Genomic DNA, 23205 nt, shown 5'->3' on the forward strand with positions numbered 1-23205 from the left:
TGATGAAAGGCGCCGCATTATAAACACCGAGTTTCGAAGGGTAGGAAACCGTTCGGGGAAAAATCTGCTAACAATGGGCAAGCCGCCGCGTGCCGCTAGCAAGCGATAATGTGCGGCTTGTCGAACAGGAGAAAACATGAGCAGCAACCCGACCGCTGAAGGCGAAAAGATCCTCATAGTCGATGACGACGCCCGTTTGCGGCGCCTCCTCGAACGTTTCTTCGACGAACAGGGCTTTCGCGTGCGCGCCGTGGAGAACGTCGAGCAGATGGATCGCCTGCTGGCTCGCGAACTCTTCAATCTGGTGGTGCTCGACCTGATGCTGCCTGGCGAGGATGGCCTGTCGGCCTGCCGTCGGCTGCGCGCGTCGAACAACCAGGTGCCGATCATCATGCTCACCGCCAAGGGCGACGAGACCAGCCGCATCCAGGGCCTGGAACTGGGCGCTGACGACTACCTGGCCAAGCCGTTCAACCCTCGCGAGCTGCTGGCGCGGATCAAGGCCGTGCTGCGTCGCCAGTCCCCGCAGGTGCCGGGTGCCCCGGCCAGCGAGGACGAAAGTGTCAGCTTCGGCGAGTACGAGCTGTCCCTGGCTACCCGCGAGCTGAAGAAGGGCGACGACGTTCAGATGCTCACCACCGGTGAGTTCGCCGTACTCAAGGCGCTGGTCCAGCATGCCCGCGAGCCGCTGACCCGCGACAAGCTGATGAACCTGGCCCGTGGCCGTGAGTGGGACGCCCTGGAGCGCTCCATTGACGTGCAGATTTCCCGTCTGCGCCGGCTGATCGAACCGGACCCTTCCAAGCCTCGCTATATCCAGACCGTCTGGGGCGTCGGCTACGTGTTCGTGCCCGATGGCAACAAGTGAACGCGCGGCGGGGGTTCCCGCCGCCGGGCAACCCAGGGTGGTGATGCGCACCCCCTACTGGTTCCCGCAGAGCTTCTTCTCCCGCACCCTCTGGCTGGTGCTCATCGTCGTCCTGTTTTCGAAGGCACTGACCTTGGTCTACCTGATGATGAACGAGGACGTGCTGGTAGACCGCCAGTACAGCCACGGTGCGGCGCTGACCCTGCGTGCCTACTGGGCAGCGAGTGAAGAAGAGCGTCACGACCTGGCCAAGGCAGCCGGCCTCAAGCGGGTGACCCGCGACGCCGTGCCGGCCAGCGAGCAGCACTGGCCCTACAGCGAAATCTTCCAGCGCCAGATGCAGGCCGAGCTCGGTCCCGGTACCGAAGTGCGCCTGCGCGCCCAGAGCCCGCCGGCGCTCTGGGTCCACGCCCCGGAACTGGGCCCGGACTGGGTGCGTATCCCGCTTTATCCACACCCCCTGCGCGGCCAGCGAATCTGGAGCGTGCTCGGCTGGTTCCTCGGTATCGGCCTGCTGTCCACTGCGGCCGCCTGGATCTTCGTGCGCCAGCTCAACGCCCCGCTCAAGCGCCTCGTCTTCGCCGCCCGTCAGGTCGGCCAGGGCCGCAGTGTGCGCCTGCCGGTGAGCGATACGCCGAGCGAGATGGCCGAGGTGTACCGCGCCTTCAACCAGATGGCCGAGGACGTCGAACGCGGCGCCCGCGAGCGCGAACTGATGCTGGCCGGTGTCTCACACGATCTGCGCACACCGCTGACGCGGCTGCGCCTGTCGCTGGAGCTGATGAGCAACGACTCCGAGCTGACCGACGACATGGTTCGCGACATCGAAGACATGGATGCCATCCTCGATCAATTCCTCGCCTTCATCCGCGACGGCCGTGACGAGCGCGTGGAAGAGCTGGACCTCGGTGAACTGGTCTGCGAGGTGGTGGCGCCCTACAACCAGCAGGAAGAGCAGGTGCGCCTGTGCCTGGAGCCACTGCCACCGTTCCCGTTGCGGCGGGTGTCGATGAAGCGGCTGTTGGTGAACCTGATCGAGAATGCGCTGCGATATGGCGGCAACGGTGTCGAAGTTGCAGCTTTCGTGGCGGGAGACAATGCCGCGCCCTACGTCGTGCTCAGCGTGCTGGATCGCGGCCAGGGGATCGATCCGGCGGAACTGCAGGACATCTTCAACCCCTTCATCCGTGGCGACCGCGCCCGTGGCGGCAAGGGCACTGGCCTGGGCCTGGCCATCGTCAAGCGCATCGCCGCGCAGCATGGCGGCAGCGTCGAGCTGCGCAACCGCTCCGGCGGTGGTCTGGAAGCACGGGTCTGCCTGCCCCTAGGACTGATGCTCCCCCGCGACGCGGTGTAGGTTCCTACGAAAACGGCCTGCGCTTCGGCCATGCGTCGTTGGAAATCGGCTCGGCCTGCTCATTGACAGTCGTCAACTCCGCGGCCTCGCCGATTTCCGCCTAGCCTGACCATCGCTCGGCGCGTTTTCGTACGGAACGGGATTCCGCAATCGCCCTGCTGGCGCTTCTGTTCCCGAAATCCCTTCGGTCCCGGATTCCGGCCTGCCATCGGCGGTGATGCCACGCGGCCATATTTTAGGCGTACGCTTGCCCGGCGCTGGGCTATCTTCAGCTTGCGCACCGACATGAGGTCAGCATGCAAGCCGCTCCTTTCCGACTTCCCCAATGGACCTGGTGGTTGCCGCTGCCGCTGCTGCATCTGGCTACCTGGGTGTCTTTGCTGACCCAGGCGTCCAGCGGACTCGCCGTGTGGTACCTGCCCTTCGCTCTCGGCCTGGTGTTCTGCCTCTGGTGGGGCGCGCGGGTATTGCCCGCCATTTATTTCAATGCGCTGCTCAGCGTGCCGCTGTGGGACCTGAATCTTTACTGGGCGCCGCTCTACGCTGTCCCGGAAACCCTCAGCGTGGCTGCCGGCTGGTGGGCGCTCAGACGCTCCGGCTGTCACGCCGATCTGCGTGATTTCCCCGAACTGCTGCGCTTCATGCTCTACGGTGTGTTGCTGCCGGTCAGTCTGCTGGTCTACGGCGAGCAGGTGGCCCTGATGCTGAGCGGCAACCCTGCCCGCGACAGCTGGGGAAGCTCCGCCTTGCTGGTCTGGCCCGGCGCCTGCCTGACGACCCTCGCCGTGAGCCTGCCGCTGCTGACCTATCTGACGCCGCTGTTCAGCCGCCGTGGCTGGGTGCCCGAGCCGGTGGAGGCGCTGCCCGAAACCCTGCACCGTCTGCCGCCCTGGCCGCTGTTGCTGGCGCTGGCGGTCCTTATCCCCTGGCTGGTCACCGTGGTGCCGCTGATCCTCACCTTGCCGCCCATCGGCATGATGATGCTCGGCCTGGCGCTGGTCTGGGGCTTCCCTGGCGCGCTCTGCGGGGCCGGTCTGACCGCCCTGACCGTGCTAGCGCTGCCGGCGCTGCGCAGGCTCGATGGTGGAACGGGCCTGGCCGACCCGCAGTGGGGCGTCGAGCTGTACTTCAGCGTGCTGCTGTTGATGATGTCCGCACTGTTGGTGGGTCGCAGCCTCAGCGATCTGCGCCTGGCCCTCGGTCGTCGCGACGAGATGCAGAAGGAACTGGCGCTGACCAACTTGGCGCTGCAGGCCAGCCCCCTGGGCGTCACCATCGTCGATGCGCGTCAGTCCGACCAGCCGCTGATCTACTGCAACCCCGCCTTCGAGCAAATGAGCGGCTATTCGCGGGAAGAGGCGTTGGGAAACCATTGGCGCTTCCTGCTCCACCATGATCGCAATCAGTCCGAGCTGCCGCGCCTCCAGGACGCGCTGCAACGCGGCGAGCAGTGCCAGCTGGTGCTGCGCAACTATCGCAAGGACGGCAGCCTGTTCTGGAACGAGATCACCGTGGCGCCCATGCGGGATGCCCAGGGCATCAGTCATTTCGTCGCCCTGCAGCACGACGTCAGCAGCCGCGAGATGCTTTCCGAGGAACTCGACACCCGCCGCGACGAGCTGCTGCGCCAGACCCACCTGCTGAACCAGACCGAGGCCATTGCCGATATCGGCAGCTGGGTGCTGGAAATCACCACCCTGAAGATGGCCTGGAGCGAGGGCAGCTTCCGCATCTACGAGATGGACCCCGCGGCAGGTGCCCCAAGCCTCGGCCAGATGCTCAGTTTCTTCGATCCCGCCAGTCGCGCCCTGCTGGAAGACACCCTGGAGCAGTGCCTGCGCAGTGCCGAGCCCTTCGATGTGGAGTTGCGCATCCAGGGCGCTCGCGGCACACCGCGCTGGCTGCGGATCAAGGGGCTGGCCGAACACGATGGCGAGCAGGTGATCCGCATCTACGGCGCCATGCTCGACCTGACCACCCAGAAACGTTCGGAACGCCTGCAACACGAGCGCGACAAGCACCTGCACCTATTCTTCGAGGCGCCGCTGATCGGCATGGCCCTGTGCACGCCGGACCAGCGCTGGGAAGAGGTCAACTACAAGCTCTGCAGCATCCTCGGCCGCTCCCGCGAACAGCTGCGTGGCGTCGACTGGATGAGCATGACGGTGGCCGAGGACCGCGCCGCCGAAGAGGCCTTGCTGAACGAAGTACGCAAGGGGGAGCGCGACGGCTACGAGCTGGACAAACGCTTCATGAGAGGCTCCGGCGGTACCGTGCACACGCGGGTCAACGTCCGCGGGGTGCGCGATCTGGATGGCCAGCTCTATGCCCTGCTGGCGCTGGTGGAAGACATCAGCGCCCGCCACGAGGCCGAGGCGCGCTACCGGACCCTGGTGGAGCACGCCCCGGAAGCCATCCTGGTGTTCGATCCGCAGCTGGGCATCGTGGAAGCCAACGAGAATGCCGCGCGCCTGTTCGGGCTGTCCCGCGAGCAGTTGAACGGCCACATGCCCACCAGCTTCAGCCCACCGTTGCAGGCCGATGGACGCTCCTCGCGGGAGCTGGGCAATGCCTACACCCGCGCCGCGCTCAAGGGCGACACGCCGACCTTCGATTGGTTGATGCGCGATGTGAACGGTCGCGTGCGTCCCTGTGAGGTGCGCCTGGTGCGCCTGCCCGGTGAAGGCCGGCCGCTGATTCGCCTGAGCATCACCGACATTTCCGAACGTCAGCGCTATCAGCGCGAAATTGAACGCCTGGCCTACAGCGACGAACTCACCGGTCTGCCCAACCGCCGATTGCTGCTCGACCGCCTGCAACACGCCATGGCCCGTGAGCAACGCGAAGCCCGCTACGGCGCGCTGTTGTTCATCGACCTGGACCACTTCAAGACGGTCAACGACAGCCTCGGTCACCCGGTGGGCGACGCCTTGCTGAGGGAAGTCACCGCACGCCTGGCGGGTTGCCTGCGCAATGAAGACACCCTCGCGCGCCTCGGCGGCGACGAGTTCGTGGTGCTGCTGGAAGCCCTGGCCGATAGCCCGGAACAGGCCGGCAAACTGGCTGCGGAAGTGGGCGACAAGTTGCTGCAGAGCCTGCACGGCAGCTACATCATCGGCGAGCACGAACTGGTGGTCAGCGCCAGCATCGGCATCGCCCTGCACCCCTTCCTCGAACAGATCGCCGCGGATGTCCTCAAGCAGGCGGACACCGCCATGTACCGGGCCAAGCAGTCCGGGCGCAACGCGCTGCATTTCTTCGCTCCGGAAATGCAGGCGGCCATCGACCAGCGCCTGCAACTGCAAAGCGAACTGCGCCAGGCCATCGACCGCGGTCAGCTGGGCCTGGAGTTCCAGCCGCAGCTGGCCTTGTCCGATGGCCGTGTGCTGGGCGCCGAGGCCTTGATGCGCTGGCACCATCCCACGCGTGGCGAGGTACCGCCGGCGCAGTTCATCCCGTTGGCGGAAGAGACCGGCCTGATCATCGAGCTGTCGGACTGGATGCTGGAGCGCGCCTGTTCGTGCCTGGCCAACTGGCAGGCGGAGATGCCGTGGCTGGTGCTGGCCATCAACGTCAGCCCCCGCGAGTTGCGCAAACCGGGCTTCGTCGAACGCATCCATAGCGCGCTCAAGCGCCATGGTGTGTCGGGCTCGCGGCTGGAGCTGGAAATCACCGAAGGCAGCCTGCTGGAAGAAGTCGAGCAATGCATTTCCGCAATGCAGGCACTCAAGGCCCTGGGTGTGCGCTTCGCCATCGACGATTTCGGCACGGGCTATTCATCCCTGGCCTACCTCAAGCGGCTGCCCCTCGACCGGCTGAAGATCGATCGCAGCTTCGTCGATGGTCTGGCAACTGACGCGAGTGACCTGGCGCTGGTGGAAACCATCCTGGCCATCGGTCGCAACCTCGGGCTGGAATGCATCGCCGAAGGCATCGAGAGAGAAGAGCAGTTGGTCATGCTGCGCCAGCGCGGCTGCGAGCTCGGTCAGGGCTATCACTTCAGTCGGCCGCTGGACGAGGAAGGCTTCCGCAACTGGATGCGTGATCGGGAAGGGCGGCAGGTGGTGGCACAGAGCCTGTAGGCGGACACCTTGTAGGGGCGAATTCATTCGCCAAGGGCTGCATGGCAGCCCATTCACCCTTCCAGGGCAGCCCTTCGGTCTGCTTTGGCGAATGAATTCGCCCCTACAGGCTCACCCTTTACCTTTGGTTCTCGTCGAGTTGGGGCAGGCGTTCTTTTCGAGGTACTGGATGATGATGCCGGCCACGTCCTGCGAAGTGGTGGTTTCAATGCCTTCCAGGCCGGGCGACGAGTTCACTTCCATCACCAACGGGCCGTGATGGGAGCGCAGGATATCCACACCCGCCACCGACAGGCCCATGACCTTGGCGGCGCGGATCGCAGTCATGCGCTCTTCCGGGGTGATCTTGATCAGGCTGGCGCTGCCGCCGCGATGCAGGTTGGAGCGGAATTCGCCGGGCTTGGCCTGGCGCTTCATCGAGGCGATCACCTTGTCACCTACCACGAAGCAGCGGATGTCGGCGCCACCGGCTTCGCGGATGTACTCCTGCACCATGATGTTCTGCTTCAGGCCCATGAAGGCTTCGATCACCGATTCGGCGGCCTTCTCCGTTTCGCACAGCACCACGCCTATGCCCTGGGTGCCTTCCAGCACCTTGATCACCAACGGGGCGCCGTTGACCATGCGGATCAGGTCGGGGATGTCGTCGGGGGAGTGGGCGAAGCCGGTCACCGGCAGGCCAATGCCCTTGCGCGACAGCAGTTGCAGCGAACGCAGCTTGTCCCGCGAGCGGGTAATGGCCACCGATTCATTGAGGGGGAACACCCCCATCATCTCGAACTGGCGCAGCACGGCGCAGCCATAGAAGGTGACCGAGGCGCCGATGCGCGGGATCACCGCGTCGAAGCCTTCCAGCGGCTGGCCGCGATAGTGGATCTGCGGCTTGTGGCTGGCGATGTTCATATAGGCGCGCAGGGTGTCTATCACCACCATTTCATGGCCGCGCTGCTGGCCGGCCTCGACGAGGCGGCGAGTCGAATACAGGCGCGGATTGCGCGATAACACGGCGATTTTCATTGGGCACCCGGAAGGGAAAGAGTCGGTTTTTCCTGAACGTAGGTGAGCGCCGGGTTGACCACCAGTTGCGCCTGCACCAGGGCCTTGGAGCCCAGCAGTACGCGGTAGCGCATGGTCTTGCGGCAGGCCAGGGTGAACTCGATGGGCCAGATCCGGTCACCCAGCGCGAGCAGGGTGCGAATGACATAACGGGTCTGCGCCTGGCCGTTGGAGCTTTTTATGGTCTTTACCGAAACCACCTGCGCCTCGCAACGATGTCGCCGCTGCACCAGGGTGCCAAGGTGCGCGGTGAACCTGACCCAGCTCTCGCCATCCTTCTCGAAGGGGGCGATATCGCTGGCATGCAGGGTGGAGGTGCTGGCTCCGGTATCGATCTTCGCGCGCAAGCCAACCATGCCAAGTTCCGGCAGGGCGATCCACTCGCGGAGTCCGATCACGGAGAGATGGTCGAAAGTCTTCAATACAGGCTTTCCGGTAAAGTTGGCGCATTCTAGTGGGCCGATGTGACAACTGCATCTGGCCCTGGCTGAGCTTAGACCGGGCTGGCGAATGGGGCAGCCCGTGCAGGATGGAAACGAGTCATGCGTGATAAAGACGAAAAAGACGACAAGGTGCGCCTCGACAAATGGCTCTGGGCTGCACGCTTCTACAAGACCCGTGCCCTGGCCAAGGAAGCCATCGAGGGTGGCAAGGTCCACCATCAGGGCGATCGCTGCAAGCCGTCGAAGGAGCCGCGTGTCGGCGACGAGTATGTGATCCGCACCGGTTTCGATGAGCGCACCGTCATCGTCCGCGCGCTTTCCGCGGTGCGTCGCGGTGCCCCGGAAGCGCAGACCCTCTACGAGGAAACGGCCGAGAGCCTGGCCAAACGTGAAGAGGCTGCCGCCATGCGCAAGGCGGGTGCCCTGGGCATCCAGACCGATGGCCGGCCGACCAAGAAGCAGCGCAGGCAGATCCATTTCCTTCGGGGTGGCAGTGAATAAGGCCGGCGAAAGCGGGCTCCCGAGCGGCCATTAGGCACCGATAGAAAACACCCGAGCCGGCGATAGATAACCGGCCCTTGGTCCGTTGACGGATTTGCGCATAAAATCGCCAGCCTTTCGGCCAAATTGGCCCAAATGCAGCGAGTCCGGCATGTCCGATTTCACCCAACGTTTTCTGTTCGACGACACCGATGTGCGCGGCGAACTGGTCTCTCTCGGCGAGAGCTACGCCCACGTCCTGGCCAAACATCCCTACCCGGAGCCGGTCGCCCAACTGCTCGGCGAAATGCTCGCGGCCGCTTCCCTGCTGGTCGGCACCCTGAAGTTCGATGGCATGCTGGTGCTGCAGGCACGTTCCTCCGGCGCGGTTCCGCTACTGATGGTCGAATGCTCCAGCGACCGCGAAGTGCGCGGCATCGCCCGTTATCACGCCAGCCAGGTCAGCCCGTCTGCCAGCCTGGCCGAGCTGATGCCCGAAGGGTCGTTGACCCTGACCGTGGACCCGAAGCAGGGCCAGCGCTACCAGGGTATCGTCGCCCTTGAAGGCGCCACCCTGGCTGCATGCCTTTCCAGCTATTTCGACACCTCCCAGCAATTGCCCACCCGTTTCTGGCTCAACGCCGACGGTCGCAATGCCCGTGGCATGTTGCTCCAGGCCCTGCCGGCCGATCGCCTGAAGGACCCCGAGGCGCGCGAGGCCAACTGGCAGCACCTGACCACCCTGGCCGACACCCTGACCGCCGAAGAACTGTTGGGCCTGGACAACGAAACCGTGCTGCACCGGCTCTATCATGAAGAAACGGTGCGCCTGTTCGATCCCCAGGCCATCCACTTCCGTTGCAGCTGCTCGCGTCAGCGTTCGGCCAATGCGCTGGTGAGCCTGGGCAAGGACGACGCCGAAGCCCTGCTGCAGGAAAGCGGCGGCACCGTGGTGATCGACTGCCAGTTCTGCAACCAGCGCTACAGCTTCGACGCGGCGGATATCGCCCAGCTGTTCGCCGGTGGCGGCAGCGCCGCGCCATCGGAAACGCGCCACTGAAAAGATGTAGTGTGCCCGCAAGGTCGCTGAGTGACCGGGGTGCGATTATCGGTCATGAATATGCCTCCCTGACAGGAGGTTTCTACCCAAAGCGGGCTTTTCTGGCATAATCGCGCGCACTTTTTTCGCTGTAGGGGGTCGCAGTACCCACTACAAAACGTTTGGAGGACTCGGCTTCTAGCCGACGGGGAACCACATGACGCAAGCCAATAACGCCGTGTACACCGATATCAGCGCCGCGCAACTGGTCGAAGAGGCCATCCGCCGTGGCGAGGGTGAACTGGCCGCCAACGGTTCGTTGGTAGTGAAAACCGGTCATCGCACCGGTCGTTCTCCGGCAGATCGTTTCATCGTTCAAGAGCCGAGCACCGAAGCCAAAATCGCCTGGGGCAACATCAATCGTGCCTTCCCGGCGGACAAATTCGATGCGCTGTGGAGTCGCGTTGAAGCTTATGTGACCGAACGTGAGCGTTTCGTCTCCCACGTGCACGTTGGTGCTGATTCCGAGCACTACCTGGCCGTCAAGATGACCACCGAGACCGCCTGGCACAACCTGTTCGGCCGTTGCCTGTTCATCAACCCGGAACAGTTCAACCCGCAATCCCGCCAGGAGTGGCAAATCCTCAACGCCCCGAACTTCGTCTGCGAGCCGGAGCGTGATGGCACCAACTCCGATGGTTGCGTGATCCTCAACTTCGCCGCCAAGAAAGTGCTGATCGCCGGCATGCGCTACGCCGGTGAAATGAAGAAGGCCATGTTCTCCGTGCAGAACTTCCTGCTGCCGGAAAAAGACGTGCTGCCGATGCACTGCGCCGCCAACGTTGGCGAAGAAGGCGACACCACCCTGTTCTTCGGCCTGTCCGGCACCGGCAAGACCACCCTGTCCGCTGACGAAAGCCGTTACCTGATCGGTGACGACGAGCACGGCTGGGGCGTGGGCACCGTGTTCAACATCGAAGGCGGCTGCTACGCCAAGTGCATCGACCTGTCCGAGAAGAACGAGCCGGTGATCTGGAAAGCCATCCAGTTCGGCGCCGTGCTGGAAAACGTGGTCCTGAACCCGGAAACCCGCCTGCCCGACTACAGCGATGACAGCCTGACCCAGAACACCCGTGCCGCCTACCCGCTGCACCTGGTCGAGAAGCGCGTCGAGGCCAACCGTGCCGGCGAGCCGAACGCAGTGATCTTCCTGACCTGCGACCTGACCGGCGTGCTGCCGCCCGTTTCCATCCTGAACAACGAGCAGGCTGCCTACCACTTCCTGTCCGGCTACACCGCGCTGGTGGGTTCCACCGAAATGGGTTCCGGCGGCGGCATCAAGTCCACCTTCTCCACCTGCTTCGGCGCGCCGTTCTTCCCGCGTCCGGCTGGCGAGTACGCTGAGTTGCTGATCAAGCGCATCCAGGGCTTCGGCTCCAAGGTGTACCTGGTCAACACCGGCTGGACCGGCGGTGGCTACGGCGTTGGCAAGCGCTTCAACATCCCGACCACCCGTGGCGTGATCGCTGCCATCCAGAGCGGTGCCCTGATCGGTGCCGAGACCGAGCACCTGGACACCATCAACCTGGACGTGCCGAAGGCCGTACCGGGCGTCGAAACCAACCTGCTCAACCCGCGCAACACCTGGGCTGACAAGGCTGCCTACGACGAAGCCGCCAAGGCCCTGGCCAAGCAGTTCGTCGAGAACTTCAAGAAGTTCGACGTCTCCGACGCCATCAAGAACGCCGGCCCGCAGCTCTAAGCCGCACCGCGTCCTTGTCGAAGAAGCCGCCTCCGGGCGGCTTTTTCATTGTTGGCGGTCGAGTAGGATGGCGTAGAGCGAAGCGAAACCCATCAGGGGCCTGACCTCCAGCGGTGGGTCGATGAAGCGTGACCCACCCTGCGTCTACACCGAGCCGTAACATTCGCCCCGGAGTTCCGGAATCGTCCTACCCATTTGGCGCGCCGAGGCGGTGTGCTTAGGGTCATGATCGATGGCCCCTTCGATGGAGTGAAGTCATGCCCCTCAACACCCTCGCCACCACCTTCGGCTACGACCATTTCCGTCCCGGCCAGGAAGCCGCCATCTCCGCCGTGCTGGCAGGCCGTTCGGCCGCCGCCATCTTTCCCACCGGTTCCGGCAAGTCGCTGTGCTACCAACTGCCGGCGTTGCATCTGCCACACCTGACCCTGGTGGTATCGCCATTGCTGGCCCTGATGCAGGACCAACTGGCCTTTCTTGCCCGCCACGGCATCGCCGCCGCCAGCATCGACTCGGCACAGAGCCGCGAGGAGGCCGCCGAGGTCATGGCGCGGGCCCGCTCCGGCGAACTGAAGATCCTGATGATTTCCGTGGAGCGGCTGAAGAACGAGCGCTTTCGTGGCTTCATCCAGCAGGTGCCGATTTCCCTGCTGGTGGTGGATGAGGCCCACTGCATTTCCGAGTGGGGGCACAACTTCCGCCCCGACTACCTCAAGCTGCCCGAGTACCAGCGCCAGTTCGGCATCCCCCAGGTGCTGCTGCTGACCGCCACGGCGACGCCGACGGTGATCACCGATATGCAGCGCAAGTTCGCCATCGCCGATGCCGATGTCATCACCACCGGCTTCTACCGCTCCAACCTCAACCTGTTGGTGGAACCGGTGGCTGGCGCGCGCAAGCTGGAACGACTGGTGGATTGGCTCGGGCAGCGCAGCGGGCAGCCGGCCATCGTCTACGTGACCTTGCAAAAGACTGCCGAAGAAGTCGCCGCGCGCCTCAGCCAACGGGGCGTTGCGGCCAACGCCTACCACGCCGGCATGCCCCATGAGGAGCGCGAGGCGCTGCAGCGCCGGTTCATGGCCGGGCAGGTCAACGTCATGGTCGCGACCATCGCCTTCGGCATGGGCATCGACAAGAGCGACATCCGCCAGGTGGTGCACTACGACTTGCCCAAGTCGGTGGAAAACTACAGCCAGGAGATCGGCCGCGCGGGGCGCGACGGCAAACCATCGGACTGCCTGGTACTGGCCAACCGCGACAGCCTCAACGTGCTGGAGAACTTCGTCTATGGCGATACGCCGGAGCTGGCCGGCATCCGCCAGGTGCTGGCGGAGCTCAAGGCAGCGGGAAAGGATGGCGACCGCTGGGAGCTGATGCTCGGCGCGCTCTCCGACCAGAGCAACATTCGCCAGTTGCCGCTCAAGACCTTGCTGGTGCAGCTGGAGCTGCGCGGCATCATCGCGCCGCTCTACGCCTACTTCGCCGAGTACCGTTTCAAGCACCTGCTGGAACCCGAAGCCCTGGTGGCGCAATTCGACGGCGAGCGCCGCCAGTTCGTCGACGCCTTGCTGCGCACATCCACCCGCGCGCGCACCTGGTGCACCGTGGATTTTGACCGCCTGTACCGCGAATACAGCGCTGAACGCAGCCGCGTGGTGAAGGCCCTGGACTACTTCCAGGAACGCGGCTGGATCGAGCTGGAAAGCAAGCAGATGACCGAGGTCTACGCCTTGAACAATCGCGACTTCGAGCCGGAGGCGTTGGCTGCCGAGCTGCATGACTACTTCCGCCAGCAGGAGCGCAGCGAGATCGCCCGCATTCAGGCAATGCTGGCCCTGTTCGCCAGCGAGACCTGCCTCAGCGCGAGGCTGGCCTACTACTTCGGTGACCACGACGTCCCGGAGCGTTGCGGCCATTGTTCGGTCTGTCAGGGACGCGTGGCGCATCTCCCGGTTCCGCCAGCGTTGCCTTCGCTGGCGGAACGTAACTTCGGCGCTCTCTGTGGCGGCTTCATCCAGCGCTTCGAAGAACTGAAGGGCGAGCGACCCGGCGTCGAGTGCCTCACACGCATGCTCTGTGGCATCACCGCGCCGCTCTTCACGCGGCTCAAGGCGCGCAGCCTGCCGGGCTTCGCCGCGTTGGAGGCCTATCCCTACGCCGAGGTGCGTGAATGGGTAAGCCAGCAGCTGGGGGTGTAGGGGCGTGGTCATCAGTCACCGGCTCTGCCTGCTCGGTAGGGTGCGCCGTGCGCACCGGCTGTTGGACGGGGTGGTGAAGCCGATCCAGGAATCGGTGCGCGCGGCGCACCCTACGGTCCAGGCCGAGCGAAAGAGGTCTCGGGGGTGGATGCGCCCCTACAGGAAAAGCCCGCTCCCAACAGGAAGGTTGGGTCATACGGATTTTTTGATTGATACCCTCGTTAATCAGTGTTGGAAGCAGGCCTTCCGGCTGCTTAGGATGGCGCCACCTTCAATCTCGCCTCTCCTAAGGACTCCTACATGCACATTGACGACGCCATCCGCAGCCGCCGTGCCATCAAGGCCTACGACACTGACCACAGCATCAGCCGCGAAGAAAAGGACGAGCTGCTGCAACTGGCCCTGCTCGCCCCCACCGCCTTCAACCTGCAGCACGTGCGCCTGGTGGAGGTCAGCGACCCGGCCCTGCGCCAGCATATTCGCGATGTGGCCTGGGACCAGTCCCAGGTCACCGAAGCCTCGATGCTGGTGATCGTCTGCGCGCGCCTCGATGCCTGGGAGAAGGACGCCGCCCGCGTCTGGGAGGAAGCTCCGCAGCCGGTGCAGGACTTCATGGCTGGCGCCATCGACAACTACTACCGTGACAAGCCCCGGGTGCAGCGCGATGAAGTGATGCGCAGCTGTGGCCTGGTCGCCCAGACCCTGATGCTCGCTGCCCGCGGCAAGGGTCTGGATACCTGCCCCATGGACGGCTTCGATTTCGACGCCGTGGCCGACCTGATCCGCCTGCCGGAGAACCATGCCATTGGCCTGATGGTCGCCGTCGGCAAGCAGGCCGTCGCCGCCAGGCCGCGCATCGGCAAGCTGGCCTTCGACGAAGCGGTGATCCGCAACCAGTTCTGACCTTTCCCGCTTCAGCACAAGGCCGACTGCTTTAGCTCGGTCTGGACCGTAGGGTGCGCTGCGCGCACCGACTTCGGGATCAGCTTCGGCACCCCGTCAAGCCGCCGGTGCGCACGGCGCACCCTACTGAATCGGCTTCATCCTGCTCCGCCCAGCCCATGAAAACGCCGCCGCTGCATTGTGCAGCGGCGGCGTTTTCAAATCCGGCCGATGCCCAGCAAATGCTCGATCAGCCATTGCAGGGCTTCGTCCTCTTCGCGCTGGGCCACGCTCACCAGATCGAGGTGGAAGGGGCCGACGGAGAAGGGCAGGGGATGCACCTGCAAGGGCAGCAGGCTGGCGAAGTGCTGGGCCAGCCGCGCCGGCAGCACCACGGTGAGGTCGGTACTGGCGACAATATGCGCCGCCTGCAGGTAGTTGGGCGTCGTGTAGACGATGTCCCGTGCCAGCCCTTGCTCCCCCAGCCATTGATCGACCATGCCTTTGGTCTGGCCACCGTGCACCCAGAGGTGACGTAGCCTGAGAAAACCGGACAGGTCAGGTGCTTCCTGCATCTGCGGATGGTCGCGGCGGGCCACCAGGCGCAGCGTTTCGCTCATCCAGCGGCGGCTGGCGAAGCGCGCGGGAATGCTTTCGAAGCGGCCCAGCACCAGGTCCAGTTCGCCTTGGTCCAGCGCGGCGGCGGGCAGGCTCGGCGAGAGGTGGTGGATGGCGATCTTCACCCCAGGCGCTTCTTCCGCCAACTGCTGTAACAGGCGCGGCATGCAGATCAGTTCCACGTAATCCGTCACAGCGATGGTGAAGCGCTGGCGGCTACGCGCCGGGTCGAAACCTTCACCGACGACCAGGCTCTGCTCGATCTGCTTGAGCGCGGCACGGATTGGGGTTTCCAGCGCCAGCGCCCGTGGCGTGGGCTGCATCGCCCGGCCCACCCGTACCAGCAAGGGGTCGCCGAGCAGCTCGCGCAGCCGGTTGAGTGCGTTGCTCACTGCCGGCTGGCTGAGGGAAAGACGTTCCGCCGCGCGCGAAACGTTGCGTTCGCGCAGCAGGGCGTCCAGCACCCGCAGGAGGTTGAGGTCGAAGTTGGAGATATTCACCAGGGAAATGCCATCTATCACAAGACTAAATTTCAAAAATAGTACCGGCTTCCTTAAGGTGATTGGCGTTTTCGTGATCACGCGGCGGCCGATTGGCCGAGGTTCGTAGGAGCGAGCTTGCTCGCGAACCACGCAGCACATTCGCCAGCAAGCTGGCTCCTACAAGGGACGCCGCGTCCGTAATCGCCTACTAGAACAAGAGGACATCTCAGTGACCCCTAGCGCATCCAACATCCAGCGCGCCGCCGTGATCGGTGCCGGCACCATGGGCCGTGGCATCGTCATGAGCCTGGCCAGCGCCGGCCTCGACGTCCTCTGGCTGGACAACAATCCGCAGATGCTCGAGCAGGCCCAGGGCGTGGTGGCTGATACCTACGCCCACAATGTGCGCCAGGGCCGCATCAGCGAGGCCCAGGCCGCCGAGCGCGTCGCACGCATCCTGCCGGTGGGAAGCTATGCCGACCTGGCGGATGTCGATCTCGTGATCGAAGCGGTCTTCGAGAACCTCGAGCTCAAGCAATCCATCTTCCGTGAGCTGGACGCCCGCCTGAAGCCGGAGGCCATCCTGGCCAGCAACACCTCGGCCCTGGATATCGATGCCATTGCCGCGGTCACCGGGCGCCCGCAGCAGGTCCTGGGCCTGCACTTCTTCAGCCCGGCGCACATCATGAAACTGCTGGAAATCGTTCGCGGCGCCCGCACCGCCCCCGCTGTATTGGACGCCGCCCTGGCATTGGGCCAACGCATGGGTAAGGTCAGCGTGGTGGCGGGCAACTGCAAGGGCTTCATTGGCAACCGCATGCTCCATGCCTACGTACGCGAGGCGCGGATGATGCTGCTGGAAGGCGCCTATCCCCATCAGGTGGACAGCGCCTTGCAGGGCTTCGGCTTCGCCATGGGCCCGTTCCGCATGTACGACGTGGTCGGCATCGACCTGGAATGGCGCGCTCGCGAGCTGGCCGGAAAAGGCCAGGACGACCCAGCGGTGCAGGTGGACAACCGCCTCTGCGCATTGGGCCGTTTCGGCCAGAAGGCGCGCATGGGCTACTACCGCTACGCCGAAGGCAGCCGCCAGGCCGAGCCCGACCCGGAAGTGGATGCCCTGGTGCTCCAGGTATCCGAGCAGCTTGGCTTCGACCGCCGCGACATCGGCCCGGAAGAAATCCTCGAGCGTTGCCTGCTGGCCCTGGTCAACGAAGGGGCGAAGATCCTCGAAGAAGGCATCGCCGCCTCCAGCGCCGATATCGACACCGTTTACCTCAATGGCTACGGCTTCCCGGCCGACAAGGGTGGGCCAATGGCCTGGGCCGACAGCCAGGGCCCGACGGCCATCCGCGGGCGCCTGCAAGCGCTGGCCGAACGCTTTGGCAGCCATTGGCAGCCTGCCGCGCTGATCCGTCGCCTGGCCGAGTCCGACCGTCACTTCGCCGATTTCCAACAGGAGGCCTGACATGGCTTACAAGGCACCCCTGCGCGACATGCGCTTCGTACTCCATGAACTCTTCGACGTCGCCGGCCACTGCGAGCTGCTGGCCAACGGTCTTGACCGCGAACTGATCGACGGTGTGTTGGAAGAGGGCGCGCGCTATGCGGGCGAAGTGGTGTCGCCACTGAACCGCAACAGCGACGAAGAAGGCGTGACCCTGGAGCAGGGCGCGGTGACGACGCCCAAGGGCTTCCGCGAGGCCTATCGACAGTACTGCGACAACGGCTGGGCCAGCATGACCGGGCCGCAGGAGTTCGGCGGCCAGGGCTTCCCGCAGATGGTCGCCTGCAATTTCCACGAGATGCTGATGGGCGCCAGCCTGTCGTTCCGCGTGTACTCCGGACTCACCGAAGGTGCCGTGCTGGCGTTGTACAAACACGGCAGCGATGCGCTCAAGCAGGCTTACCTGGAGAAACTGGTGAGTGGCCAATGGGCCGGCACCATGTGCCTCACCGAGCCCCAGGCCGGCACCGACCTGGCGCTGCTGCGCACGCGCGCCGAGCCCCAGGCCGACGGCAGCTACAAGGTCAGTGGCAGCAAGATCTTCATCAGCGGCGGCGAGCAGGACCTCTCCGAAAACATCGTCCACCTGGTGCTGGCGCGCCTGCCGGATGCCCCAGCCGGCGTGAAGGGCATCAGCCTGCTGCTGGTGCCCAAGTTCATCGCCAATGCGGATGGCACGCCGGGGGCGAAGAACGCCCTGGGCTGCGGCGCCATTGAGCACAAGATGGGGATCAAGGGCGCCGCCACCTGCGTGATGAACTTCGACGGCGCCACCGGCTGGCTGATCGGAGAAGCCAACCAGGGCCTGGCCTGCATGTTCACCATGATGAACGACGCGCGCTTCCAGGTCGGCCTGCAAGGGCTCGGTATCGGCGAACAGGCTTTCCAGGGCGCCCTGGCCTATGCCCGCGAACGCCTGCAATCCCGTGCCCTCAGCGGCCCGGCGGCACCGGATAAACCGGCTGACCCGATCATCCACCACCCCGATGTGCGGCGGATGCTGCTGACCCAGAAGACCCTGGTGGAAGGCAGCCGCATGCTGGCCGCCTACTGCGCGCGCCAGCTGGACCTGGAGCACGGCCATCCGGACGCGGCCGAACGCAAGGCCGCCAGCCGTCGCGCGGCGCTGCTGATTCCCATCCTCAAGGCCTTCTTCACCGACATGGGCCAGGAAGTGGCCAGCCTCGGGGTCCAGGTCTACGGCGGACATGGCTTCATCCGCGAGTGGGGCATGGAGCAACTGATGCGCGACAGCCGCATCACCCAACTCTACGAAGGCACCAATGGCATCCAGGCGCTGGACCTGATCCGCCGCAAGCTGATGGGCGACGGCGGTGCCGAACTGGCCGCCTTGCAGGACGAGTTTGCCGCCCTGGCCGATGCCCAGCTGGAGCGTGCCGAAGTGGCCGAACTGGCGGGCGCCGTGCTGGCACGCTTGCAGGAATGGCGTGGACTGAGTGCGACCCTGCTGGATCGGGTGCGGGAGAACCCGGAAGAAATCGGCGCCGCTTCGGTGGACTTCCTCCAGTACTCGGCCTATGTGCTATTGGCGGGCTTCTGGTTGCAGGCCGCGGCGCGCGCCCAGGACGCCCTGGAGTCGGGCAGCTCGGAGGCGGATTTCTACCAGGCCAAGCTGCACAGCGCGCGCTTCTACATGCGTCGCGTATTGCCGCGCGCCAGCAGCCATCGTGAAGCCCTGTTGGGCGGCGCAGACTGCCTGATGACCCTGCCCGAGGCACATTTCGCGTTCTGACGGCGTTAACCGGCGTGCCGCGAACTCGCGGTGCGCCTCGACAACAACAAGGGAGGACGCCCGGATGCAGCCCTTCAGCTTCGCCACCACCGCGCAGATTCTTTGCGAATCCGGCTCGGCCACACGCCTTGCCGACCTTTGCCGCGAGCGCGACGCCCAGCGCGTCCTGCTGGTGACCGATCCCGGCATCACCCGGCTCGGCCTGCTGGACGATATCCTCCTCGGCTTCGCCCTCGCGGGCCTCAGCGTTGCGGTTTACGACCAGGTCCAGGCCGATCCGCCCGAGACAGTGGTGCTGGAGGCCGTGGCGCTGGCGAAGGTCCTCGGCGCCCAGCTGGTGGTGGGTTTCGGCGGTGGCAGCTCGATGGACGTGGCCAAGCTGGTGGCGTTGCTGGCGCACCCGGACTGCCAGCAGGGGCTGACGGACATCTACGGCGTGGGCAACGCGCGCGGCCGGCGTCTGCCGCTGCTGCAGGTGCCGACCACCGCCGGCACCGGTTCCGAGGTGACGCCCATTGCCATCGTCACCACCGGCGAAACCACCAAGATGGGCGTGGTTTCGCCGCTGCTATTGCCTGACCTCGCATTGCTGGACGCCGACCTGACCCTCGGCCTGCCGGCGGCAGTCACGGCGGCCACCGGGATCGACGCCATGGTCCATGCCATCGAGTCCTACACCAGCAAGCTGAAGAAGAATCCGCTATCCGATTTGCTGGGGCGCGAGGCCTTGCGCCTCCTGGCCGGAAACCTTGATGCGGTGGTCCAGGACGGCCACAACCGCGAAGCGCGCCAGGCCATGCTGCTGGGCGCATGCCTCGCCGGCCAGGCGTTCGCCAATGCTCCGGTGGCGGCCGTGCATGCGCTGGCCTATCCGCTGGGCGGGCACTTCCATATTCCCCATGGCCTGTCCAACGCCCTGGTGCTGCCCCACGTGCTGCGCTTCAACGCCGAGGTGGCTGCACCGCTCTATGCAGAACTGGCGCCGCTGGTGCTCGGTAGCAAACTCAAGCCGGGCAGCGAGGCGGAGCTCACCGAGCAGTTGATCCTCGAGCTTGCCGCCTTCAGCGAGCGCAGTGGGTTACCCACGCGCTTGCGCGATGCCGGTGTGCCCGAGGCGATGCTGCCGCGCCTGGCCAGTGATGCCATGTTGCAACAGCGCCTGCTGGTGAATAATCCGCGCGAGGTCAGCGAAGCGCAGGCCCTGGCCATTTACCAGGCCGCCTTCTGACCGATCCAACCGAACCCAGGGAACCCCATGAGCCAACCCGAGCACCTGCGCGGCGACTACCGCCACTTCCAGCCCATCACCACGCGCTGGCACGACAACGACATCTACGGCCATGTGAACAACGTGGTCTATTACGGCTTCTTCGACAGTGCCGTGAACACCTACCTGATCGAGCAGGGTGGGCTGGATATCCACGAAGGCGGCGTCGTGGGCTTCGTGGTGAGTTCGTCCTGCGATTACTTCGCCTCCATCGCCTTCCCCGATCGCATCGAGGTCGGACTGCGAGTCGGCAAGCTGGGCAACAGTTCGGTGCAGTACGAACTGGCGATTTTCAAGCAGGGTGAGAGCGAGGCCTGCGCGGCGGGACGCTTCGTGCATGTCTTCGTTGACCGCGAGAGCAACCGGCCGGTGCCGATTCCCGAGACGCTGCGCATGGCGTTGGCGGAGTTGGTGGTGGAGGGCTGACCAAGCGCTTTTCATGTAGGGGCGAATTCATTCGCCAAGGACAGCGTAGCTGTCCCCTCGTGAGCTTCCGGGCAGACCTGCGGTCTGCATGGCGAATGAATTCGCCCCTACAGACAACTTTCACCCATTCGACCTGAAAGGGCCGAAATCGCGACATGCAGAGGCCCGAGCGCCCCTCCGCTCTACCCATCGTTTGTGTGAATCCGCACAATGCGCGCCAAACCCGAATGACCCATCCGGCTGCGAGGTACTGAACCGCGCGGCCCGGCTCTTTCTTTTCCGCTTGATCTGGAACAGCCAGGGCGGTGCGTCATCGGGGTTCAATGTCCACCCCGGGCCGCGCGTCGTGCGGCCCGACGTTCAGCGGTACCTGCCATGACTCATGCAAACGGCTCCATCCTGCAACGCTTGAAACGCACCAGCCTGGTGACCCGGATCATCATCGGCCTGATCGCCGGCATCGCCCTCGCCCTGACCGCGCCCCAGTACGCCAGTGCCGCTGGCCTGCTCGGCAAGCTATTCGTCATGGCCTTGAAGGCCGTGGCACCTGTGCTGGTGTTCATCCTGGTGATCGCTGCCATCGCCAACCACAAGCCAGGCGAGCGCACGCACATTCGCCCGATCCTCGTGCTCTATCTGATCGGCACGTTCTCCGCCGCGGTCGTGGCGGTGATGGCGTCCAGCATCTTCCCCTCCACCATCACCCTGAGCACTGGCGCCGCTGACCTGGCGCCGCCCGGCAATATCTCCGAAGTGTTGCTGAGCCTGCTGGGGAGTGCCGTGGCCAACCCGGTGACGGCGCTGATGGAGGCCAACTTCATCGGCATCCTGGTCTGGGCTGTGGGCCTGGGCATCGCCATCCGGCAGGGCAGTGAAACCACCCGCAACGTGTTCAGCGACCTGTCCCATGGCGTGTCGCTGATCGTTCGCGTGGTGATCAGCTTCGCCCCGCTGGGCATCTTCGGCCTGGTTGCTTCGACCCTCGCCGAGAACGGCATTGGCGTGCTGGCCGACTACGCCCACCTGCTGGCGGTGTTGCTGGGCTGCATGCTGTTCGTGGCCTTCGTCGTGAACCCGCTGATCGTGTTCTCGAAGATTCGCCGCAACCCTTATCCGCTGGTGCTGACCTGCTTGCGTGAAAGCGGCATCACGGCCTTCTTCACCCGCAGCTCGGCGGCCAACATCCCGGTCAACCTGCAACTGGCGGAGAAGCTGGGCCTGCACGAAGACACTTACTCGGTCTCCATTCCGCTGGGCGCCACCATCAACATGGCCGGTGCCGCCATCACCATCACTGTGCTGACCCTGGCGGCGGTGAAGACCCTGGGCATTGTCGTCGACATCCCCACCGCGATCCTGCTCAGCGTCGTGGCCTCCATCTGCGCCTGTGGCGCTTCCGGCGTGGCGGGCGGCTCGCTGCTGCTGATCCCGCTGGCTTGCAGCCTGTTCGGCATCCCCAGCGAAGTGGCGATGCAGGTCGTGGCCGTGGGCTTCATCATCGGCATCCTCCAGGACGCTGCCGAAACCGCGCTGAATTCATCCACCGACGTACTCTTCACTGCGGCTGCCTGCATGGCCAGCGGCGACGTGGATGAGGCGCGCGCCGAACAGCAGATCGGCTGATTTCGTCCAGCAACAAAAAAGCCCGGCAAATGCCGGGCTTTTTCATGGGTGCATCGATCAGTGGCGATGCTTGCGGTGCTTGCGATTGCCGTCGTGATCGTCCTTGGTCAGCTCGGTGGCGATAGCGCCGCCCGCTGCGCCGCCCAGGCCTGCGCCGATGGCGGAGCCGGTGGAACCGCCCAGTGCGCGACCGGCTACCGAGCCACCCGCTGCACCCAGGCCACCGCCGATGGCGGCTTCGGTCTTCTTGCCGCTCCTGGCGGTCATTGCGCCACCTGCTGCACCACCCAGGCCGGCACCGATAGCGGCGCCAGTGCTACCGCCGACAGCATTGCCAACAACGTTGCCCAGGACGCCGCCGAGGCCGCCACCGATGGCGTTGTTGGTGGTTTCACCGGCTACTACGGCCTGAGTGGCCAGCAGGCTGAGGGCGAGGGCGGTTACTGCATTACGCATGTTGCTAAGTCTCCATTTCAAAAAAGGTGAGCCATGGTCCCGACGCTTGACCGGCACTCATGACAGAAGTCGAATTTTGGAATCGGGAGGGGGTGGCTGTCGCTCGACCAGACCTCAGGTCTTGAAAAAGCCCGCTTCAAGCGGGCTTTTTTGTTAGCGGGGTTGTTCAGTCGTCCCAATCACCGTGGTGCTTGTTCTTGTGTTTGCGATGGCCCCAGCCGCGGCCCGGATGGTCGCGGTAGCCGCGACGATAGTGGCGACGATCGTCATCGTAGTCGTCATCGTCGTAGCGGTTCCGGTCGCCGAATTCGTTGCCGAGGGCACCGCCGGCGCCGCCGCCGAGGGCTGCACCGATCAGGCCGCCAGTGGTGCCGCCCATTTGCCGGCCAACAACCTGGCCGCCTGCAGCGCCCAGACCACCGCCAATGGCAGCTTCGGTACGGTTACGTTTCGGGGCCGCTACTGCGCCGCCTGCTGCACCACCCACGCCGGCGCCAATCGCTGCGCCAGTGCTGCCGCCGACTGCGTTGCCGACAACGGACCCCACAACCCCGCCCAGCGCGCCGCCAATACCGGCGTCGGTATTGCCGCCTGCGAAGACGCTGCCGCTGGCGAGGCCAAGAGACAGAAGAAGGATCGAGGTGTACTTCATGGTGAGGATCGCCTCAGTGGTTTTGGTGAGGCGATATTTACTGTGGGAATTTACTTACGCAAGTAGCGGGCGACGAAAAGTATCAACTTTTCTTATTTTTTTAATTATCTGATTTCCCGGCAGAACTTTTTTCGATTCGGGCTGTCTGAGACCTATTCCCGCCCGCATTTTCCGCGTCTTTCAGGTCTTTTCAGATACTGGCGAAGTGCCCATGAACATAAAGTTCCGTCGAGACTTTATATAGGCATTGATTC

At 64.6% G+C, this 23205-nt stretch carries 18 protein-coding genes; 13 read left to right on the plus strand and 5 right to left on the minus strand.

Annotation, left to right across the window (positions count from 1 at the left end; all coding sequences use genetic code 11):
* The first annotated feature begins 136 nt into the window (after positions 1-136).
* From ompR to MnOB_RS18245, 3 genes are all read left to right on the plus strand, one after another.
* The gene (gene ompR / locus MnOB_RS18235) at positions 137-868 is read left to right on the plus strand and encodes an osmolarity response regulator transcription factor OmpR (RefSeq protein WP_077525640.1); all 732 of its coding nucleotides are present in this window, start codon (positions 137-139) and stop codon (positions 866-868) included.
* Between the two features lie 43 nt (positions 869-911).
* On the plus strand, positions 912-2225 hold the full coding sequence (locus MnOB_RS18240; protein ID WP_077525641.1) for an ATP-binding protein: 1314 nt from the start codon (positions 912-914) through the stop codon (positions 2223-2225).
* A gap of 296 nt (positions 2226-2521) precedes the next feature.
* Positions 2522-6307: a bifunctional diguanylate cyclase/phosphodiesterase gene (locus tag MnOB_RS18245; protein ID WP_077525642.1), complete on the plus strand. Its 3786-nt coding sequence runs from the start codon at positions 2522-2524 to the stop codon at positions 6305-6307.
* Between the two features lie 111 nt (positions 6308-6418).
* Here the strand turns inward: MnOB_RS18245 and rimK are convergent, their stop codons facing one another.
* Complete coding sequence (gene rimK, locus MnOB_RS18250; protein WP_077525643.1) at positions 6419-7324, minus strand: 30S ribosomal protein S6--L-glutamate ligase; 906 nt, start codon at positions 7322-7324, stop codon at positions 6419-6421.
* Complete coding sequence (gene rimB, locus MnOB_RS18255) at positions 7321-7785, minus strand: retropepsin-like aspartic endopeptidase RimB (protein ID WP_077525644.1); 465 nt, start codon at positions 7783-7785, stop codon at positions 7321-7323. Before rimB ends, rimK begins: the two co-directional genes overlap by 4 nt.
* A gap of 120 nt (positions 7786-7905) precedes the next feature.
* Here rimB and MnOB_RS18260 point away from each other — a divergent pair, with 120 nt between their 5' ends.
* The 5 genes from MnOB_RS18260 to MnOB_RS18280 all read left to right on the plus strand — a co-directional run bounded on the left by MnOB_RS18260 (position 7906) and on the right by MnOB_RS18280 (position 14188).
* Positions 7906-8307 (plus strand): RNA-binding S4 domain-containing protein, encoded by a 402-nt coding sequence (locus MnOB_RS18260; protein ID WP_077525645.1) that lies wholly within the window; start codon positions 7906-7908, stop codon positions 8305-8307.
* 151 nt (positions 8308-8458) lie between these two features.
* A complete protein-coding gene (gene hslO, locus MnOB_RS18265; protein WP_077525646.1) occupies positions 8459-9346 on the plus strand; it encodes an Hsp33 family molecular chaperone HslO in 888 nt (295 codons plus the stop codon).
* Between the two features lie 196 nt (positions 9347-9542).
* On the plus strand, positions 9543-11087 hold the full coding sequence (locus MnOB_RS18270; protein WP_077525647.1) for a phosphoenolpyruvate carboxykinase: 1545 nt from the start codon (positions 9543-9545) through the stop codon (positions 11085-11087).
* Between the two features lie 257 nt (positions 11088-11344).
* The gene (locus MnOB_RS18275; RefSeq protein WP_077525648.1) at positions 11345-13285 is read left to right on the plus strand and encodes a RecQ family ATP-dependent DNA helicase; all 1941 of its coding nucleotides are present in this window, start codon (positions 11345-11347) and stop codon (positions 13283-13285) included.
* A gap of 300 nt (positions 13286-13585) precedes the next feature.
* Complete coding sequence (locus MnOB_RS18280) at positions 13586-14188, plus strand: nitroreductase family protein (RefSeq protein ID WP_077525649.1); 603 nt, start codon at positions 13586-13588, stop codon at positions 14186-14188.
* A gap of 197 nt (positions 14189-14385) precedes the next feature.
* Here MnOB_RS18280 and MnOB_RS18285 read toward each other — a convergent pair whose 3' ends face one another.
* Positions 14386-15285 (minus strand): LysR family transcriptional regulator, encoded by a 900-nt coding sequence (locus tag MnOB_RS18285; protein WP_077525708.1) that lies wholly within the window; start codon positions 15283-15285, stop codon positions 14386-14388.
* Positions 15286-15496: 211 nt separating this feature from the next.
* Here MnOB_RS18285 and MnOB_RS18290 point away from each other — a divergent pair, with 211 nt between their 5' ends.
* The 5 genes from MnOB_RS18290 to sstT all read left to right on the plus strand — a co-directional run bounded on the left by MnOB_RS18290 (position 15497) and on the right by sstT (position 21843).
* Positions 15497-16735 carry a 3-hydroxyacyl-CoA dehydrogenase gene (locus tag MnOB_RS18290; RefSeq protein ID WP_077525650.1) on the plus strand — a complete coding sequence of 413 codons (1239 nt, stop codon included), beginning with the start codon at positions 15497-15499 and terminating at the stop codon, positions 16733-16735.
* Between the two features lies 1 nt (position 16736).
* Positions 16737-18527 carry an acyl-CoA dehydrogenase C-terminal domain-containing protein gene (locus MnOB_RS18295; RefSeq protein WP_077525651.1) on the plus strand — a complete coding sequence of 597 codons (1791 nt, stop codon included), beginning with the start codon at positions 16737-16739 and terminating at the stop codon, positions 18525-18527.
* A 64-nt stretch (positions 18528-18591) separates the two neighbouring features.
* Positions 18592-19755, plus strand: a complete 1164-nt coding sequence (locus MnOB_RS18300; protein WP_077525652.1) for an iron-containing alcohol dehydrogenase — start codon at positions 18592-18594, stop codon at positions 19753-19755.
* Between the two features lie 27 nt (positions 19756-19782).
* Positions 19783-20220 (plus strand): acyl-CoA thioesterase, encoded by a 438-nt coding sequence (locus tag MnOB_RS18305; RefSeq protein ID WP_077525653.1) that lies wholly within the window; start codon positions 19783-19785, stop codon positions 20218-20220.
* A gap of 375 nt (positions 20221-20595) precedes the next feature.
* Complete coding sequence (gene sstT / locus MnOB_RS18310; protein WP_077525654.1) at positions 20596-21843, plus strand: serine/threonine transporter SstT; 1248 nt, start codon at positions 20596-20598, stop codon at positions 21841-21843.
* Between the two features lie 57 nt (positions 21844-21900).
* On the opposite strand, the gene MnOB_RS18315 is transcribed toward sstT, so the two are convergent.
* Both MnOB_RS18315 and MnOB_RS18320 read right to left on the minus strand, forming a co-directional pair.
* Positions 21901-22299 carry a glycine zipper domain-containing protein gene (locus MnOB_RS18315; protein ID WP_077525655.1) on the minus strand — a complete coding sequence of 133 codons (399 nt, stop codon included), beginning with the start codon at positions 22297-22299 and terminating at the stop codon, positions 21901-21903.
* Positions 22300-22465: 166 nt separating this feature from the next.
* A complete protein-coding gene (locus MnOB_RS18320; protein WP_077525656.1) occupies positions 22466-22951 on the minus strand; it encodes a hypothetical protein in 486 nt (161 codons plus the stop codon).
* Between the last annotated feature and the right edge of the window lie 254 nt (positions 22952-23205).

It is taken from the genome of Metapseudomonas resinovorans (genome assembly GCF_002003485.1).
Taxonomy (GTDB): Bacteria; Pseudomonadota; Gammaproteobacteria; order Pseudomonadales; family Pseudomonadaceae; genus Metapseudomonas; species Metapseudomonas resinovorans_D.

Coding starts and splice junctions, on each gene's coding strand:
- MnOB_RS18240 (WP_077525641.1), top strand. CDS start 912: ATGCGCACCCCCTACTGGTTCCCGCAGAGCTTCTTCTCCCGCACCCTC.
- MnOB_RS18280 (WP_077525649.1), top strand. CDS start 13,586: ATGCACATTGACGACGCCATCCGCAGCCGCCGTGCCATCAAGGCCTAC.
- MnOB_RS18275 (WP_077525648.1), top strand. CDS start 11,345: ATGCCCCTCAACACCCTCGCCACCACCTTCGGCTACGACCATTTCCGT.
- MnOB_RS18295 (WP_077525651.1), top strand. CDS start 16,737: ATGGCTTACAAGGCACCCCTGCGCGACATGCGCTTCGTACTCCATGAA.
- hslO (WP_077525646.1), top strand. CDS start 8,459: ATGTCCGATTTCACCCAACGTTTTCTGTTCGACGACACCGATGTGCGC.
- MnOB_RS18260 (WP_077525645.1), top strand. CDS start 7,906: ATGCGTGATAAAGACGAAAAAGACGACAAGGTGCGCCTCGACAAATGG.
- sstT (WP_077525654.1), top strand. CDS start 20,596: ATGACTCATGCAAACGGCTCCATCCTGCAACGCTTGAAACGCACCAGC.
- MnOB_RS18305 (WP_077525653.1), top strand. CDS start 19,783: ATGAGCCAACCCGAGCACCTGCGCGGCGACTACCGCCACTTCCAGCCC.
- MnOB_RS18300 (WP_077525652.1), top strand. CDS start 18,592: ATGCAGCCCTTCAGCTTCGCCACCACCGCGCAGATTCTTTGCGAATCC.
- MnOB_RS18320 (WP_077525656.1), bottom strand. CDS start 22,951: ATGAAGTACACCTCGATCCTTCTTCTGTCTCTTGGCCTCGCCAGCGGC.
- MnOB_RS18270 (WP_077525647.1), top strand. CDS start 9,543: ATGACGCAAGCCAATAACGCCGTGTACACCGATATCAGCGCCGCGCAA.
- MnOB_RS18245 (WP_077525642.1), top strand. CDS start 2,522: ATGCAAGCCGCTCCTTTCCGACTTCCCCAATGGACCTGGTGGTTGCCG.
- ompR (WP_077525640.1), top strand. CDS start 137: ATGAGCAGCAACCCGACCGCTGAAGGCGAAAAGATCCTCATAGTCGAT.
- rimK (WP_077525643.1), bottom strand. CDS start 7,324: ATGAAAATCGCCGTGTTATCGCGCAATCCGCGCCTGTATTCGACTCGC.
- MnOB_RS18315 (WP_077525655.1), bottom strand. CDS start 22,299: ATGCGTAATGCAGTAACCGCCCTCGCCCTCAGCCTGCTGGCCACTCAG.